Annotated in this window: 16 protein-coding genes, 1 tRNA gene and 1 riboswitch; of the genes, 10 read left to right on the forward strand and 7 right to left on the reverse strand. The window is 59.5% G+C overall.

Annotated elements, in window-relative coordinates; genetic code table 11:
* Nucleotides 1–113 precede the first annotated feature (113 nt).
* Nucleotides 114–800, forward strand: coding sequence for an aquaporin Z (aqpZ, locus tag AB7E19_RS01980; RefSeq protein ID WP_010673516.1), 687 nt, complete (start codon nucleotides 114–116; stop codon nucleotides 798–800).
* A gap of 102 nt (nucleotides 801–902) precedes the next feature.
* Here the strand turns inward: aqpZ and AB7E19_RS01985 are convergent, their stop codons facing one another.
* Nucleotides 903–1643 (reverse strand): lytic transglycosylase domain-containing protein, encoded by a 741-nt coding sequence (locus AB7E19_RS01985; RefSeq protein WP_041213327.1) that lies wholly within the window; start codon nucleotides 1641–1643, stop codon nucleotides 903–905.
* A 342-nt stretch (nucleotides 1644–1985) separates the two neighbouring features.
* On the opposite strand from AB7E19_RS01985, the gene AB7E19_RS01990 reads away from it, so the two are divergent.
* Nucleotides 1986–2426: a GNAT family N-acetyltransferase gene (locus AB7E19_RS01990; protein WP_223919618.1), complete on the forward strand. Its 441-nt coding sequence runs from the start codon at nucleotides 1986–1988 to the stop codon at nucleotides 2424–2426.
* A 4-nt stretch (nucleotides 2427–2430) separates the two neighbouring features.
* Here AB7E19_RS01990 and AB7E19_RS01995 read toward each other — a convergent pair whose 3' ends face one another.
* The gene (locus AB7E19_RS01995; protein WP_042017301.1) at nucleotides 2431–2973 is read right to left on the reverse strand and encodes a DUF1439 domain-containing protein; all 543 of its coding nucleotides are present in this window, start codon (nucleotides 2971–2973) and stop codon (nucleotides 2431–2433) included.
* Between the two features lie 96 nt (nucleotides 2974–3069).
* Here AB7E19_RS01995 and cls point away from each other — a divergent pair, with 96 nt between their 5' ends.
* Nucleotides 3070–4551: a cardiolipin synthase gene (cls, locus tag AB7E19_RS02000; protein WP_010673520.1), complete on the forward strand. Its 1482-nt coding sequence runs from the start codon at nucleotides 3070–3072 to the stop codon at nucleotides 4549–4551.
* Nucleotides 4552–4660: 109 nt separating this feature from the next.
* Nucleotides 4661–5929, forward strand: coding sequence for a DUF945 family protein (locus AB7E19_RS02005; RefSeq protein WP_427934553.1), 1269 nt, complete (start codon nucleotides 4661–4663; stop codon nucleotides 5927–5929).
* Between the two features lie 59 nt (nucleotides 5930–5988).
* Here AB7E19_RS02005 and purU read toward each other — a convergent pair whose 3' ends face one another.
* The gene (purU, locus tag AB7E19_RS02010) at nucleotides 5989–6825 is read right to left on the reverse strand and encodes a formyltetrahydrofolate deformylase (RefSeq protein ID WP_029313992.1); all 837 of its coding nucleotides are present in this window, start codon (nucleotides 6823–6825) and stop codon (nucleotides 5989–5991) included.
* Between the two features lie 209 nt (nucleotides 6826–7034).
* Nucleotides 7035–7192: riboswitch (FMN riboswitch) on the forward strand.
* Between the two features lie 104 nt (nucleotides 7193–7296).
* Between purU and ribB the strand changes: the two genes are divergently transcribed.
* On the forward strand, nucleotides 7297–7950 hold the full coding sequence (ribB, locus tag AB7E19_RS02015; protein WP_010673523.1) for a 3,4-dihydroxy-2-butanone-4-phosphate synthase: 654 nt from the start codon (nucleotides 7297–7299) through the stop codon (nucleotides 7948–7950).
* A gap of 225 nt (nucleotides 7951–8175) precedes the next feature.
* Nucleotides 8176–8418, forward strand: coding sequence for an Lpp/OprI family alanine-zipper lipoprotein (locus AB7E19_RS02020; RefSeq protein ID WP_010634682.1), 243 nt, complete (start codon nucleotides 8176–8178; stop codon nucleotides 8416–8418).
* A gap of 139 nt (nucleotides 8419–8557) precedes the next feature.
* Here the strand turns inward: AB7E19_RS02020 and AB7E19_RS02025 are convergent, their stop codons facing one another.
* Complete coding sequence (locus tag AB7E19_RS02025) at nucleotides 8558–9406, reverse strand: tetratricopeptide repeat protein (RefSeq protein ID WP_049636693.1); 849 nt, start codon at nucleotides 9404–9406, stop codon at nucleotides 8558–8560.
* Nucleotides 9403–10125 (reverse strand): 4'-phosphopantetheinyl transferase family protein, encoded by a 723-nt coding sequence (locus tag AB7E19_RS02030; protein ID WP_069651693.1) that lies wholly within the window; start codon nucleotides 10123–10125, stop codon nucleotides 9403–9405. The genes AB7E19_RS02025 and AB7E19_RS02030 overlap by 4 nt, the downstream gene beginning before the upstream one ends.
* A 276-nt stretch (nucleotides 10126–10401) precedes the next feature.
* Between AB7E19_RS02030 and AB7E19_RS02035 the strand changes: the two genes are divergently transcribed.
* The 3 genes from AB7E19_RS02035 to AB7E19_RS02045 all read left to right on the forward strand — a co-directional run bounded on the left by AB7E19_RS02035 (nucleotide 10402) and on the right by AB7E19_RS02045 (nucleotide 12951).
* The gene (locus tag AB7E19_RS02035; RefSeq protein ID WP_039039319.1) at nucleotides 10402–10890 is read left to right on the forward strand and encodes a C40 family peptidase; all 489 of its coding nucleotides are present in this window, start codon (nucleotides 10402–10404) and stop codon (nucleotides 10888–10890) included.
* A 151-nt stretch (nucleotides 10891–11041) separates the two neighbouring features.
* Nucleotides 11042–11989, forward strand: a complete 948-nt coding sequence (gene rlmF, locus AB7E19_RS02040; protein ID WP_104454529.1) for a 23S rRNA (adenine(1618)-N(6))-methyltransferase RlmF — start codon at nucleotides 11042–11044, stop codon at nucleotides 11987–11989.
* Between the two features lie 236 nt (nucleotides 11990–12225).
* Nucleotides 12226–12951: a MaoC family dehydratase gene (locus tag AB7E19_RS02045; protein ID WP_010673529.1), complete on the forward strand. Its 726-nt coding sequence runs from the start codon at nucleotides 12226–12228 to the stop codon at nucleotides 12949–12951.
* 63 nt (nucleotides 12952–13014) lie between these two features.
* Here the strand turns inward: AB7E19_RS02045 and AB7E19_RS02050 are convergent, their stop codons facing one another.
* Nucleotides 13015–14007: a DUF481 domain-containing protein gene (locus tag AB7E19_RS02050; RefSeq protein ID WP_427934554.1), complete on the reverse strand. Its 993-nt coding sequence runs from the start codon at nucleotides 14005–14007 to the stop codon at nucleotides 13015–13017.
* Between the two features lie 13 nt (nucleotides 14008–14020).
* The gene (locus AB7E19_RS02055) at nucleotides 14021–14938 is read right to left on the reverse strand and encodes a L,D-transpeptidase family protein (protein ID WP_427934555.1); all 918 of its coding nucleotides are present in this window, start codon (nucleotides 14936–14938) and stop codon (nucleotides 14021–14023) included.
* A 340-nt stretch (nucleotides 14939–15278) separates the two neighbouring features.
* Between AB7E19_RS02055 and AB7E19_RS02060 the strand changes: the two genes are divergently transcribed.
* Nucleotides 15279–15368 (forward strand) — tRNA-Ser (locus tag AB7E19_RS02060).
* Nucleotides 15369–15561: the final 193 nt, after the last annotated feature.

The raw sequence follows: 15561 nt of genomic DNA on the forward strand, positions 1-15561 counted from the left end.
CCGGGTCGGTTTCGTCTTGCTCCGCCACACTCCCATAATATGGCGCCTGTTCAATAACAGTGTCCGTATGAGCCTTTCTGGCTCTCGTGTTAATCATCATGGGAGAGACAAGAGTGAAACCTTTTGCTGCTGAATTTATGGGAACCTTCTGGCTGGTACTGGGAGGCTGCGGGAGCGCCGTGCTGGCTGCCGCCTTCCCCAATGTGGGGATCGGCCTGCTGGGCGTCGCCCTGGCGTTCGGTCTGACCGTGCTGACCATGGCCTATGCCATCGGTCATATCTCGGGTTGCCACCTTAACCCGGCCGTGACCGTCGGGCTCTGGGCCGGTGGCCGCTTCCCGGCCTCCAACGTGCTGCCCTACATCGTGGCCCAGGTGCTTGGCGGGATCGTGGCAGGTGGCGTGCTCTATGTCATTGCCAGCGGACAGGCGGGTTTTGATGTGAGCGCAGGCTTTGCTTCCAACGGCTATGGCGAGCATTCCCCCGGTGGTTACAGCCTGCTGGCCGCACTGGTGTGTGAAGTGGTGATGACCGGTTTCTTCCTGTTTGTCATCATGGGGGCCACCGACAGCCGTGCGCCGGCCGGGTTTGCTCCCATCGCCATCGGTCTGTGCCTGACCCTCATCCACCTCATCAGCATTCCGGTGACCAACACCTCGGTCAACCCGGCGCGCAGCACTGGCGTGGCGCTTTTTGTCGGTGACTGGGCCGTGGGCCAGCTCTGGCTGTTCTGGGTTGCCCCCATTGTCGGTGCCATTCTGGGTGCATTGGCCTATCGTGTGATCGCCACGAAAGAGTGATGTGTTGCTAGTTAACGTGTGGTATCGACACGCCCCCGGGCGTGTTTTTTTATGCCTGAAGGAATACCGGGCAGGGCGCCATGCTGACAGGGGGCGGAATGATCACAGTCCCTTGGCGCTCAGCATCTCTTTGTAGCGCTGATGCAGGAGCTTGACCCGTTCCACATAGGCCCGGGTTTCGGCATAGGGTGGTATGCCGCCGTGTTTTTGCACCGCACCGGCGCCTGCATTGTAGGCGGCGGTGGCCAGGGCCACATTGCCGTCATACTGCTTGAGCAGACCCGCCAGGTATTTCACACCGCCAAAGATGTTCTGCTCCGCCAGCAGGGCGTTGCCGACCCCGAGCTCGCGCGCCGTGGCGGGCATCAGTTGGGTCAGTCCCATGGCGCCCTTGCGGGAGACGGCCAGAGGATTGAAAGCGGACTCGGCATGGATAAGTGCCCGGATGAGGGCAGGCTCGACCTGATAAGCCTTGGCTGCCGCCTGTATGGTGCTGGCGTAGTCATAGAGGAAGAGGCCTGTCGTGCGCCAGTTGACCTTGGACGCCGGATCGCAGGCATAGCAGTCGTTGAACAACAGCAGTTCGTAGTGACCCTGCTCCGGCATCATGTCGGAATAGCGTATGACCCCGTTCTTTTGTACCGACTTGTAGACCTGGATCTGACGGCTTGCAGGCTTAGCGGGTTCAGGGGAGGGGAGCGGCGCCGTGGTGAGTGCCACGGTACGCGGCGTGGGAACCGGGGAGGAGACAGCCGTCTCCGGGGTCAGGATCACCACCTCTGCCGGTGGCGGTATCTGAGCCGGGGCTGCGTGGGAAAACAGCGGCATCATGCCCAGCAACATCCATGCTTTCAACGGCTTGCTCCTTAAGCCTCGTTAGCCACGTTGAGTAAAGCATTCGGGATGGCGCAGAACAAGTTCCCGTGAACAGGGGAGGCTGGAAATGTGATGGCAGAGGGACGTCCCGCCTGTGTGCTCACTCAGGACAAGGGGCGCGGCTCATGGCGTCAAGGGACGCATGATCGCAACCTCGTCTTTTCCATCTAGTTATTGGCTTTTTTGTAAGTTAAAGGCGTGTTATCTTGCTGTTGCTCCACTCTGGTCAGATCTCTTCGTGGAGCCAGAGAGCGAGCAGGAGAGGGCCGGTATGGCCAGAGCGAAATGGGCATGACAAGCAGGCGAGCGATGGAGCTCAGATTCGAAGAGTACTGTGATGCGGATCTTTCCCTCATCAGAGACTATTACGAGACGACGTTTTCCCACTATGTGCCGGATTTGGCAGAACGGATTTTTGTGGTCCGTGACGCGCACTGGCTGGTGGGGGCGGTGCGCCTGCGCGATGAACAGGATTATTACCACTTGTGCGGCTTTCGTCTGCTCCCGCACTACCAGTCCCTGGGGCTGGGGTCCCGCCTGCTGCAGCATGCCTGCCGCGATCTTTCCGACAAGCCCGTGATCTGTCACGCCCTGCCGTTCGAGAAACCCTTCTACCTCAAGGCGGGATTTGACCACCTTCCCCTGCATGAACTCGACGGGCCCCTTCACTCCCACTATCACCAGCAGCACGAACAGGGTTACCAGATCGAGCTGCTGGTGCGTCAGGCGAAGGCGCCTGTTTTCAACTGACGTCTTATTGGGGTTTGGTCAGCAGGTGGATCTTGCCTGGTGACAGCTCCAGCCCCAGCAGATTTTCCTTGAGCCAGGCCTGATTGGGGTCCTTGTCATCCAGCTTGTAGACAGGCTGGGTCTCCAGCCGTTTCTCCATGCTCTGCAGCAGCATCCTCAGCATGAAACCAAACTTCTGTTCCGCCGCGGCAGGCTCCAGCTTGTAATCGATGAGCTTCATGTTGTCGAGGAAGAGCGCACTCTTAGCCTTGTCGTAGCGGGGCCTCGCCTCATAGGTCATGTTGAGGCGCGCGTCGTACTCGGTCTGATCCGGGAGCGCGATTTTCAACTTGCCTTTGCCAAACACCCTGGCGGTATCCGGGCTCTGGCGACCAATCTGCACATCGCTCTGCTCGAGTTGCACATGGGCCTTGATGATGCCGGGCAACTCCAGCTGTTTGTCCACTTGCACCTGGGACTGCAGGTACTGATTTATCTGCTGCTCATTGATGTCATATGAGCCTTGACCTAGCATGGCCAGACTCAGCAGCATAGATTGCAGGATCATGCTAACGACCTGATAGAATGGGTGTGCCCCATAGCATACCATCCCGACCCTGTGGGGTCTGCCCGTGCCATCTGTCCAATACACCAAGGAGTCGCCTTGCTCGACGGTCTGGAATACGACATTCAGTTGCTGTTTTCCCGCTTTCTCGGCTGGTTGTTGCTGTTGTTTCACACCGTGATCGTGGCAGGGATCTCCCTGCGGGTGGTGATGAAGCGGCGTCCCATCGGGGTATCCCTAGCCTGGTTGGCCCTCATCTATGCCATCCCCTTCGCCGGGGTCGGTTTCTACGTGCTGTTTGGCGAGATACGCCTCGGTCGCAAGCGGGCGGAGCGGGCCCAGGCCATGTACCGTCCTTACGCCATCTGGATCCGCCAGCTCGCGCGCCTCTTCCCCCAGCACTGCTGCGAGGTGGGCAGCAAGGCACGCCCGCTCCACGATCTGATCCAGGGGCGCTTGGCCATGCCCATGCTCTCGGGTAACCGGATGACTCTGCTGCACAAGCCCAAGAGCATCGTAGAGGAGATAGTGCGCGACATCCGGGGCTCCTCCCAATCCTGTTATCTGGAGTTCTACATCTGGCACCCCGGCGGGGATGTGGACGAGGTGTGCGAGGCGTTGATGGAGGTGGCGGCACGCGGCGTGGATTGTCGTGTCTTGCTCGACTCCATCGGCAGCAAGACTTTCTTCCGCTCCTCCTGGCCTAAAACCCTGCGTGCCGCTGGTGTCAAAGTCGTGGAAGTGTTGCCGGTCGGCGCCTGGCGCATCCCGTTTCAGCGCCAGGACTTGCGCATGCACCGCAAGCTGGTGGTGATCGATGACAAGGTTGGTTACACCGGCTCCATGAACATGGTGGATCCCCGTTTCTTCAAGCAGGATGCCGGGGTCGGCCAGTGGGTCGACATCATGATCCGGGTGCAGGGCCCCGTGGTGCCGTTGATGTGGTCCACCTTCGTCTGGGACTGGGAGATGGAGACCGGCGAGCGGCTGCTCGACAGTCTGCAACATGAGCCGGAAGCCTGGCCACAGACCAACTATCGAGCCCAGCTCATTCCCTCAGGCCCCTTTGTCGGCGGTGACTGCATCCAGCAGAGCCTGCTGCTCGCCATCTACCAGGCTCGTCACCATCTGGTGCTGACCACCCCCTATTTCGTGCCGGACGATCCGCTTGCTGCGGCCCTCTCTTCGGCGGCGGCCCGCGGCGTGCTGGTGCAGTTAGTTCTGCCTGCGCGCAACGACTCCCTGATGGCCAACCACGCCAGCAACTCCTTCATGGAGGATCTGCTGGCGGCAGGAGTGGAGATATACCGCTATGATGCCGGACTGCTGCACACCAAGAGCGTGCTGGTGGACGATGATTTCGCCCTGGTGGGCACGGTCAACCTCGACCGGCGCAGTCTCTGGCTCAATTTCGAGATCACCCTGCTCATCGACAACCCGGTGTTTGTCGCCGAGATGAACCAGCTGGTGCAGGGCTACATGCTGGAGGCGACCCCCATGTCACTGACCAGGTGGCGTGCCCGCCCCTGGTACAAAAAATTGCTTGAGAACATCTTCTACCTGTTCAGCCCCCTGCTGTGACAGCCAGAGCGTGGAACCCAAGCCGTTGTCTGGCTTGTGCTGATGCCCATCCTCCCCGTAGAGTGCGCCCATGCACCCGCCATTGAACCATTGTGGAGAAACAGAACTGATGAAGAAAAAAGTGGCCTTGGCCGTCGGAGCCGTGTTGGTGGTGGGAGGGCTTGGCGCCTGCTGGTACACGGGCAATACGTTCGACCGGATCCTGGCCGAGCAGATCGCCAGGGCGCAGCAGGAGAGCGGAATCGAAGTCACCTGGAGCCCGGAGGCGGAGAATCTGTTTACCCGCGACGGTGTGCTTAAGGTGGTGGTGCCGCCCCAGACGCTGGCGAGTTTTGATCCCCAGCTGGCGGGAAGCGAACCCATCGAGATGCAGTTCGCGTTCAACAGCCGCCTGTTGCCGCTCTATATCAAGAGTCACCTCCAGCTTGATACCGCACAGGGCACGCTGGCGCCCATCCTGACCTCTCTGGGGATGCAGCAGTGGCAACTGGGGGCAGAATCGGCTAGCAGCCTCTGGACCATGAGCAACAGTTCCCGCTTCTGGGTGAGTGACTTCAAGGTCAAGGAGGGGCTCAACGAGTTCACCTTCCTGCCCTTGAACGGCGACTATCGCGGGGATCTCGACGGCAATGGCCATCTCACCGCCCACTGGTTGGGGATGACGGTCCACGATGCCCAGAGCAAGACAGATCTGGCCTTGGCGGATCTCAAGGGCAGTGCCGACATGGCCGAGATCAGCGGGCTCTGGCTCTCTCCCCGCAGCGATGCGACCCTCACGGCCTTCACCCTGACCCAGCCGGGGAACGTCAAGATCACGCTGGAGGGGCTGACCACGGCCACCGAGCTGGCGGGGGACGATCTTCAGACGCTCTCCACTCGCTATCAGATGAAGGTGGCGACCCTCAACATGGAGAGCGAGGAAGACCGGCTCGCGCTGACCCAGGGAAATCTGGATCTCTCCCTCAAGGGGCTGGATCTCGAGGGGTATCAGACGCTGCAAGAGGCCAGCAGCAAACGGGTGGACGAAGCGGCCATCCAGGAAGCGCTGGACAAGATGCTCCAGAGAGGGGCCACGCTGGAACTGGCGGATCTGAGTGCGCGATTGAACGGTGAGCCTGTCAGCCTGCAAGGGGAGGCCAAGCTGGCGCCCACTACCCTGGCACAGTTGATGGGCAGCGAGGAGGGGATGCAGGCACTCTCCGGTCTGCTTCATGCCCACCTTGGGGAGAAGCTGGGCCAGGCCGTTCCCCAGTTGGCCCCCATGCTGGAGCAATTCACTGCCATGGGATATCTGAAGGCGCAGGAGTCACAGCTTCAGGCCGAGCTCAAGCTCGACAAAGGGGTCGTGACCGTCAATGGTCTGCCGCTGCACCCGTGAGTGCCGCGCAATGAAAAAGGCTCCCTCGGGAGCCTTTTTTCTGGGGTGCGCGCAGCCGCTTATTTGAACACGACGGTCTTGTTGCCGTAGACGAAGACCCGCTCGTTCAGCACCAGTTCCAGCGCCCGGCTCAGCACGGATTTCTCCACGTCGCGTCCGGCCTTGGCCATGTCATCGGCACTGAAGGTGTGATCAACGTGGATCACGTCCTGCTCGACGATGGGGCCTTCATCCAGATCGTCGGTGACGAAGTGGGCGGTGGCACCAATCAGCTTGACCCCGCGGTCGAAGGCCTGACGATAGGGGCGGGCACCGATGAAGGCTGGCAGGAAGGAGTGGTGGATATTGATGATCTTGCGCGGATAGGCTTCCACGAAGCTTGGGGTCAGCACACGCATGTATTTGGCCAGGATGACGTAATCCGGCTGGTAGCCATCGATGAGCGTGCGCACTTGCTCCTCATGCTCGGTGCGGCTGAGATCCTCGTGGCTCACGCAGTGGAAGGGGATGTCGAACTTGCCGGTCAGCTCGGCGAGGGTGTCGTAGTTGCCGATGACCGCGACGATGTCCATGTCCAGGGCGCCGGCATAGTTCTTCATCAGGATGTCGCCGAGGCAGTGGGTCTCCTTGGTCACCAGGATGACGATGCGCTTCTTGCCCGCCTTGACGAGACGACGCTGGGCGCCGGCAGGCAGGGCATCATCGAGGTCGGCCAGCAGGGTCTCGTCGTTGAAGCGCCCTTCCAGCTCGGTGCGCATGAAGAAGCGGCCGTTTTCGTGATCCACGAACTCGTCGTTCTTGTTGATGTTGAGCTGGTGCTTGTAGCAGATGTTGGTGATCTTGGCGATGAGACCCTTGGCATCGGGGCAATCGGTCAGCAGTATTTTCTTTTCCATCTCTGTCATGATTCCGTTTGTGATGTTGGCACCCGGTCTGCGCGGGCGCGCGCGTTTTTGCTGGCACTATGCCACAAACGAATTCAGAAAGGACAGCGCGCCGTGTATCGGGTGGTGCTCGCGCGAAAATTGCAGTGCAGCCAGCACCCGGTTTGTCTTTGATGGGTTTTTGGCTGGCATCCTGCGTCTTTTTTCTTTAGGCTGTCTGCGCTTATTCTCAGGGCGGGGCGAAATTCCCCACCGGCGGTATCCCGATGTGACTCGGGGAGCCCGCGAGCGCCCGACCCGGCATTCATTCGGGACGGGGTCAGCAGATCCGGTGAGATGCCGGAGCCGACGGTCATAGTCCGGATGAAAGAGGATAAGACAGATATTGCTGGCCAGACCCTGCCGGGTTGGCCGCCGCATGGCTACTTCTGTCTGCCTTTCCATGCCCTGATTCTGGTCCTTGTCTTTTTTAGGAGTCTTACCATGAATCAGTCTCTACTCAGTGAATTCGGTGATCCCATTGCTCGCGTCGAAGCCGCGCTGGCCGCCCTGCGTGCCGGCCAGGGTGTGCTGGTGGCCGATGATGAAGATCGCGAGAACGAAGGTGATCTCATCTTTGCCGCAGAAACCATGACCAACGAGCAGATGGCCATGATGATCCGCGAGTGCTCCGGCATCGTCTGCCTCTGTCTGACCGACGAGCGGGTTCGCCAGCTCGAGCTGCCGATGATGGTGGAGGCCAACTCCAGCCACTATCAGACTGCCTTCACCGTGACCATTGAAGCGGCGCAGGGGGTGACCACCGGGGTGTCCGCCGCCGATCGCATCACCACCATCCGCGCGGCCATCGCCGACGGTGCCCGGCCCTCCGATCTGCATCGACCCGGCCATGTCTTCCCGCTGCGCGCCCGCACGGGTGGGGTGCTGACCCGCCGTGGTCACACCGAAGCGACCGTCGATCTGATGCAGCTCGCCGGGCTCAAACCTTACGGAGTATTGTGCGAGTTGACCAAGGAAGATGGCTCCATGGCCAGGTTGCCGGACCTGGTGGCCTTCGGTCGCCAGCACCGGATGCCGGTCCTGACCATCGAAGATCTGGTGCAATATCGTCAATTGCTGTCAGAACGTTCAGCCTGAGCCTCATACGAAATTGTAATAAGCCCAAATTTTGGTTACGCTTTGTGCGAACCTCATCCAGGGACACTCATTTTTGCTTAAAGTTTGTACGGAAAGTGTGCAACTAAAAAAAAATGAGGGTTTTAACGCATTTATCTGTGATGAGGCCTATCCAAACTATGATTTTTTTGTGCCATAATCACGCCGCTTGCTAAACGTCTGGCGAGTTAAAGGGAGCTTTTAAAAATGAAAAAAATGTTGTTGGTAGGTGTTGTTGGTCTGTCCGCTCTGCTGGGCGGTTGTGCAAACACCAGCGAACTGGAAACTTCCGTTCAGAATCTGTCTAACAAAGTTGACCAACTGGCTCAAGATGTTAGCGCTGTTCGTGCTGATCAGTCCAAGATCGCTGCTGATGTTGCAGAAGCCAAGCAAGAAGCTATGCGTGCTAACCAGCGCATCGACAACATGGCTACTTCCTACAAGAAGTAATCCATGCGAAAAAATGGCGCATTTCAATGCGCCATTTTTTTTGCCTGAAATTCATCAAATTACCGCGTTTCCCCGCTGAAACCCGCCTGACAAGGCAATGCCGACGAATCGGCATCCCCTCTTCTGATTTTCCTGTCGCTCAATAGAGCAGGCTGTAGAGCTTGCGACGATAACTCTGCGCCGCCGGGTGCGCGCCCATGGTTGCCAGCACATCGAGATAGATCTTCTTGGCATCGCCAAAGGCGAGATCACGTTTGAGGATGGTGAACAACAGAGCCAACGCCTCCTCTTGTCGACCAACCTGGCTGTAAAGCACCGCCAGCTCCTGAGCGAGGGCATGGTCATCCGGCTGTTCAGCGTGGCGCAGCTCCAGGGCGCGCAGCTCAGGACTGTCGCTGGCCTGCAGCGCCAGCGAGAGGCGGGAGCTCAGGGTCTGGTAATGGTCATCCTGTGCCACCATGGGGATGGTCGAAAGCAGGCTCTGCGCCTCGTCAAGGAGATTGAGATCCAGCGAGGCCTGTATCAGCCAGAGCGTGATGTCGTGACGCTCGGGGGCGAGGCGATGGGCCTGGCCAAGATGGGTGTGCGCCACATCGGCTTGCCCGTTCTCCAGCGCCTGCTTTGCCTGATCGAGCAGCAACTCCTCCTCTTTGGGGGCAAAGGCGGCGAAATACTGGCGCAATGTGGCTTCATCCTGCGGCCCTTCCAGAATGGCCTGCTCATCCGGGCGCCCCTGATGGAACAGCACCAGCGCGGGCAGTGCGCGCAGGGCAAGCTGGCTGGCCAGAGGTTGCAACTGGGGGTCGTTCATGTCGACTTTGGCAAGGGTCACCGCCGCATTGGCCGGGCCGACCAGCGCTTCCACTTGCGGGGTCATGGCTTGGCACTCCGGCATCTGGGGGGCGTGGAAATAGATGACGACCGGCTTTTTCATGGACGCATCGAGCAATTCTGCGTGGAAGTTCTGGGGAGTGATGTCGACGATCATGAGGCTGACTCTCGAAAAATGGTGTGGATCAACATGGGGTCCAGCGGGGTGGAATTCAAGCGCGCATCCAGCAGATGGGCATCGACCCGGCGAGTCGGGGCAGCCAGGCTGAGCCATCCGCTGCCCGCGGGCCAGTCGCGGATTTCATAGTGGCGATTGTCGAGATGATTTTTGAGCTGCCATGCCTGCTCCGGAAGGAAGCAGATCTTGTCGAGTCCGGCGGAAATACCGTCGCCATGCGCCTTGAGCACAGCTTCCTTGCGAGACCATAGCCGATAGAAGGCCGAATGTTGCTCCTCTCGAGGCTGGGTGTTCAACCATTGGTATTCGCTTGGCGCATAGAAGCGTTTGGCCAGCGGCAGTATGGGGCGGTGACGCAATCCCATCTCGATGTCCACCCCAAGGGGGCCCTCCTCACAGAGGGCGATCACCAGCCACTCTCCGCTGTGGCTGAGGTTGAACTGCCAGCGATGACTGAGCAGTGTCGGTTTGCCATGCGCACCGATGCCAAAAGTCAGGGCATCGGCCCGGCAATGGAGTCGCTCGGCCAGCAGGCGGCGCAGCAGCACCCGGCCGAGCAGGTACTCATGCTGGCGCCCCGCCTGGTGGATCTCGTGCCAGTGACGGCGTTCATCCGGGGCGAGTTCGGATGCCAGCCTGATCACCAGGTCTGCATCAACGCTTGCCGTATTTAACAAATAGAGATCCGCAGATAGCATAATATTTCACTTAAAAATGGGGGTGAAATAGCGATAATAGTCCGTTTGATGCGCTCAAAACCGATGCTTTCAAGATTGTATATTGTTTGGGCATGATCACATAAATTGCGCTAAACAGAGCATTTCCTTGCAAAAATGTGAGGTCGATTGGGATTTTCGCTTGCCTCGATAGAATTCTTGGATATAGTCGGGTGCTGTTGCCTTATAAATTGCCCTTTCGGGCTGCATTTTAACAAGTTTCACTCTTTTTGCGGGGATAAAGGATTGCGCCACCTGATGCTACTGCTGGTCGCGCTCGGAATGGTGGGTTGTGCATCGGCACCCCAACCCGAGGTCGCGAGCAAGATCGAGGTTTCCATGATGGAACCCGTGATTGAACCCGAAGTTTCACCAACCCCTGACGTCAACGAAATCCTGACCGTATACAAAGAGTGGCGCGGCGTTCCTTACCGGATGGGAGGCAGCAGCCAGCGAGGCATCGATTGCTCCGCCTTCGCCCGTGAAGTGTTCCGCAATGCCGTCGGCATCGAATTACCCCGTGATACCCGCTCCCAGGTCCATGAAGGCACTCGGGTTTCCAAACAGGATCTGGTCGAAGGAGACCTGGTCTTCTTCAAGATCAACCGCCGCCTCAATCACGTGGGCATCTATGTCGGCAATGGCGAATTCATCCATGCCTCCACCCGCGCCGGGGTGACACGCTCCAAGCTCGACAGCAGTTACTGGCGCAGCAAATTCTGGCAGGCACGCCGGATAGACATCTGAGTCAGGCTGGACAAACGGCTCGCAGTACGGACTGTTTTTCCAACCTCACTTGAACCGGGCCCTCAGGGCCCGGTTTTTTTATGACTCTCGTTTAGACTTTCCCTGGTCGACTCTCTATAGTGTGGCCCCCTTGATCCTCGGCAGGTCCAGCATGACACCCCAGCAGAAAACCGGATTACACCCGCGCAATCGCCATCAGGCACCCTACGACTTCGACGCGCTCTGCCAGCGTACCCCGGCGTTGACGCCTTTCGTGTTCACCAACGAGCACGGCACCCGAACCCTGGACTTTGCCGATCCGGCCGCCGTCAAGACGCTCAACCGGGCATTGCTGGCACTGCACTATGGCATTGCGCATTGGGATCTGCCCCCCGGCTATCTCTGCCCGCCCATTCCGGGCCGGGTAGACTACCTGCATCGAGCCGCGGATCTGCTGGCCGAGAGCGCGGGATGCGTACCGACGGGCAAGCAGGTTCGAGTGCTGGATGTCGGTGTCGGGGCCAACTGCATCTATCCCTTGCTGGGCGCCCGGGAGTATGGCTGGCGCTTCGTGGGCTCAGACATCGATCCTGTGTCGGTGAAGGCGGCGACCCTGCTGGCCACCAGCAATGGATTGGGCAACCAGATCACATGCCGTCATCAGGGTAACCCCAAGCATGTCTTTCGCGGGATCCTGGGGCCGAAGGAGCACTTTGCCCTGACTCTGTGCAACCCGCCGTTTCATGCTTCTCTGGCGGAAGCGAGCAAGGGGACGGAGCGAAAGCTGCGCAACCTGGGCAAGGGCCAGGCAGTGGCCGGGGCGCCCGTGCTCAATTTCGGCGGCCAGAAGGCCGAGCTCTGGTGCGAGGGGGGCGAGGCGGCGTTTCTGGCGGCCATGATAGAGCAGAGCAAGGAGTTTGCCAGCCAATGCCTCTGGTTCAGCTCGCTGGTGTCGAAAAAGGAAAACCTGCCTGCCGCACGAAAGGCGTTGGCTCGGGTGGGGGCGCAGGATGTCAGGGTGATCGACATGGCGCAAGGCAACAAGGTGAGCCGGGTCCTCGCCTGGAGTTTCCTGGACGATGGGCAGCGCAAGTCCTGGTGGACAGCCCAGGGGAGATGATCGAGGACGGGGCTCAGTGGCGACACGGGCCCCGTCTCTTTTTCAGATCAGATGTTGATTCGTTTGCAGCCTTTCATTCAATCGTTTTCCTGCCCGTGTTTGCTCACATGTTAGTGACCACTCTCGCGCCTGGTACAGGTGTACGCCGAGATTTTTTTGTACTTGCTGATGAAACTTTCATAAAATAGGACTGGTTAGACCTCTTTACAGGCTTTGAATCGAATAGGGATCGGTAAATGAAAGTTGTCGATTTTCTGAAGCACAAGCGCGAAATTCTGGCGCAACACCCCTTTGAGCTCAAGGATTGGCTCTCTCCGGCGATCCGCGACTACTGGCGTGAGTTTCAGCAAAAGGCACACCTTCACCCCTTGCTGGGAAGAGTGCTGGATCTGCAGGGGGAGTCCCAGGATGCCCGCCAGCAAGAGGCTGCCAGAGTAACCCAGGTGGCCAATGGCCAGCCTGCCCTGGCGCAGGATCCCGTGGTGGAGCTCGAAGGCGAAGCGGCGGCACTCTATGCCGAGTTGCAGACCCGCATCGGTGAAGAGACCCATGTGGGTGAGTGGTTGCAGGTCACCCAGGCGTTGATCAACCAGTTCGCGACCGTGACCGGCGATCATCAGTGGATCCACACCGATCCCGAGCGTGCGGCAGCCGAGTCTCCCTTCAAAACCACCATTGCCCACGGCTTCCTGACTCTGGCCCTGCTGCCCCAGTTGACCGGTTCGGTGGACGAGAGCACGCCGGAGTTCCCGACCGCTCGCATGGTGGTGAATTTCGGCCTGGAACAGGTCCGCTTCCCTTATCCTATCAAGGTGGACAGCAACATCCGTGCACGTACCAAGCTGTCGCGTGTCACGCCCATCAAGGGAGGCATCGAGCTCCTCAAGGAGATCAAGATAGAGATCGAGGGGATCCGTCGCCCTGGCTGCGTCATCGAGTCGGTCACCCGGATCTATTTCTGACGCGCTCGTCTTGCACCCATGAACACAGGCCCACTTCGGTGGGCCTGTGTCGTTTCTGGCGGGTCAAAAACTCGCCCCCAGGGTGATGAGGTGACGCCACTCCTTCTCGCTCACATCCATGTTCAGGCCATGGTAGTCGAGCCAGGCATCGTCCCAATCCAGCTCGCTTGACCAGGAGAGACGCAAATGATCGCTGAAGTAATACCTGAGGCCCAGGCTGCCGCTGACAGACTGCTTTCTGGTCAGATAGGGGGATGGTTGGTCGACGAACCTTTCATAACTGCCCTTGCCAAACAGCTCGAACTTCTCTTCCCAGAGTGCCAAGGACTGCCGGTAGTCCCAACCCAGGCTGACGAAGGGGTAATTGATGATCCTGTCGTCAAACAGGTCTGAGTTGCTCCACACCTCCGGCCTGAAATAGGCCCGCTCCAGGCCGAGCTGGCTGATGATCTCCAGCCGGCGTTGTCTGTCATTCCAGAAGCGGTATCCGGGACCGGAGGCATAGTCAATCTCCAGATAGCCTGCCTCGATCATGTTGTAATCGATGTCGACGGAAGATCGCAGGAACCAGTGATCGTCGAAGAAGAAGTCGAGCTTGGGTTTGAGCTTGTACTCGTGGCTGTCGGTGATGTTGTTCGCCGTTTCGTAGATGTACTCGCCATCCAGGCTGTAACGCCAGTCCAGATTGGCAAACTCGGTGGAGACCTTGAGATTGACGTTGTTGGTCTTCTTGGTGTTCTCCTTGAGCTTGATGTTGAGATCCCCGTTCCCCGTCAGCAGCCAGGCATTGGCCTCGTCAGGAGAGTCCAGCAGGGGGATCCCCGTCTTGGTGAGCGGCTTGGGTTTCTCCTGCTTGTCCAGACGCCAGCGCTTGATGGCGTGGCGCGGGACCGTCATGGCCTGGCTGTAGGCGGGCTTGATACGGATCTGCTCGTCCGTGATCTCCTCTATGGTCCCGCTCAGACGATCGCCGTTGCGCATCCAGAGGATGTCCGCCATCGCCGCGGAGCCAGGCAGCAGAAGCAACAGGCAAACCACATGACTGATTCTGTTCATGGTGGTCAGGCCTTCAGCCGCTCACGGGCTTGGGCAGCCCGCTCTTGTGCTCGAGCAGGGCGGTCACCCGGGCACTGTCGATGTCGGGGACAGCGATGAACTGCTCGGCTTCGGGGGAGAGCACCAGCGGCGCCCCCTGTGCCATCTCCGCTTCGGTGCGGGAGAGGGGGGAGTGTACCTCCAGCCAGCGACGACCGTCGGGTTCCACCGCCATCTTGACCGGCTGGTTGATGACACGGACCGGGGTGCCGACGGGAACAAGACCAAACAGGGTTTCGATGTCATCCGGGCGCAGCCGGATACAACCCGCGCTGACTCGCAGACCGACCCCGAAATCCTTGTTGGTGCCGTGGATGAGGTAGTCCTTGTTGCCATAGCCAAGACGCATGGCGAACTTGCCGAGGGGATTGTCGGGGCCGGGGGGGACCACGGCGGGCAGATCGATCCCCTTCTGCTCCAGCCAGGATTTGCGGACCATGGGGCCGGGCACCCAGGTCGGGTTGGGATTTTTCGCGATGACGGTGGTGGTCATCTCCGGCGTCTCGCGGCCGATGTCACCGATCCCGATGGGCAGCACCATCACCTCCTGCTTGCCCTTAGGGAAGTAGTAGAGGCGAAGTTCAGGCAGGTTGATGACGATGCCTTCTCGCGGCACGTCGGGCAGCAGCATCTGGGTCGGCAGAGTGAGCCGGGTGCCCGGGGTGGGCAGATAGGGGTCTACGCCGGGATTGGCTTCGAGCAGTGCCAGAAAGCCTGTCCGGGTATGCTTGCCGACCAGTTCCAGATGATCGCCAGGCTGTACGATGTAATCTTCCAGGGCGCCGATGAGACGGCTGTCCGCTGGCGGCAGGGGATAGGTGTTGGACCAGACAGGTGCGGCCCAGAGGCTGGCGGCGGCCAGCAGCAGTGAGACGATACGAGTGTTGAGCATGGTTGTTCCTATCGGCTGGGGCGAGGGACGGGTTCCCTTCCAAAAAATGAGCAGAGATTGTCAACGAATCCCGCGGGGATTACCAGTCCGGCACCATGACTGCCGGGAGGGCGGTGGCGAGCGCGTCACAGGGTGTCACTGGCCCATCAGGCTCGCCGTATTCGCCCGCCCGGAACCGGGTACAGGGTGGAGACAGTGAGCGAGGAGGCGCTGCCGGGTGAACGTCACTGGCGTTGGGAGGGGCGGGATCGCCGGATGGCGGTTTTATCGCCAGTCGTCTGATCTGCAACGAGATTTACATTGATTTCCCGGCTAGGGTTGGGTCAATATGAGTGCCCGTGGAGAGATGCCGGAGTGGCCGAACGGGATTGACTCGAAATCAATTGTGGCAGCAATGCCACCCAGGGTTCGAATCCCTGTCTCTCCGCCATTTATTCCCCTCAAGCCCGCGTCCGTCGCGGGTTTGTCATTTCTAGTCCATCCCCCGCCTCAGCCATCTCCCAATGTCTTTTCCGATTTGAGGCCTGTGGTCACGGGGTAGCGAAGTCTCACCCCATTCTCTCGAATGTCCATTCACCTGATTAGCCACTTGCCGGCCCAGACAGGTCTCCCGGGTTCATCAC

Origin of the sequence: Aeromonas sp., from assembly GCF_050252055.1 — a bacterium.
GTDB classification, from domain to species: Bacteria; Pseudomonadota; Gammaproteobacteria; order Enterobacterales; family Aeromonadaceae; genus Aeromonas; species Aeromonas caviae.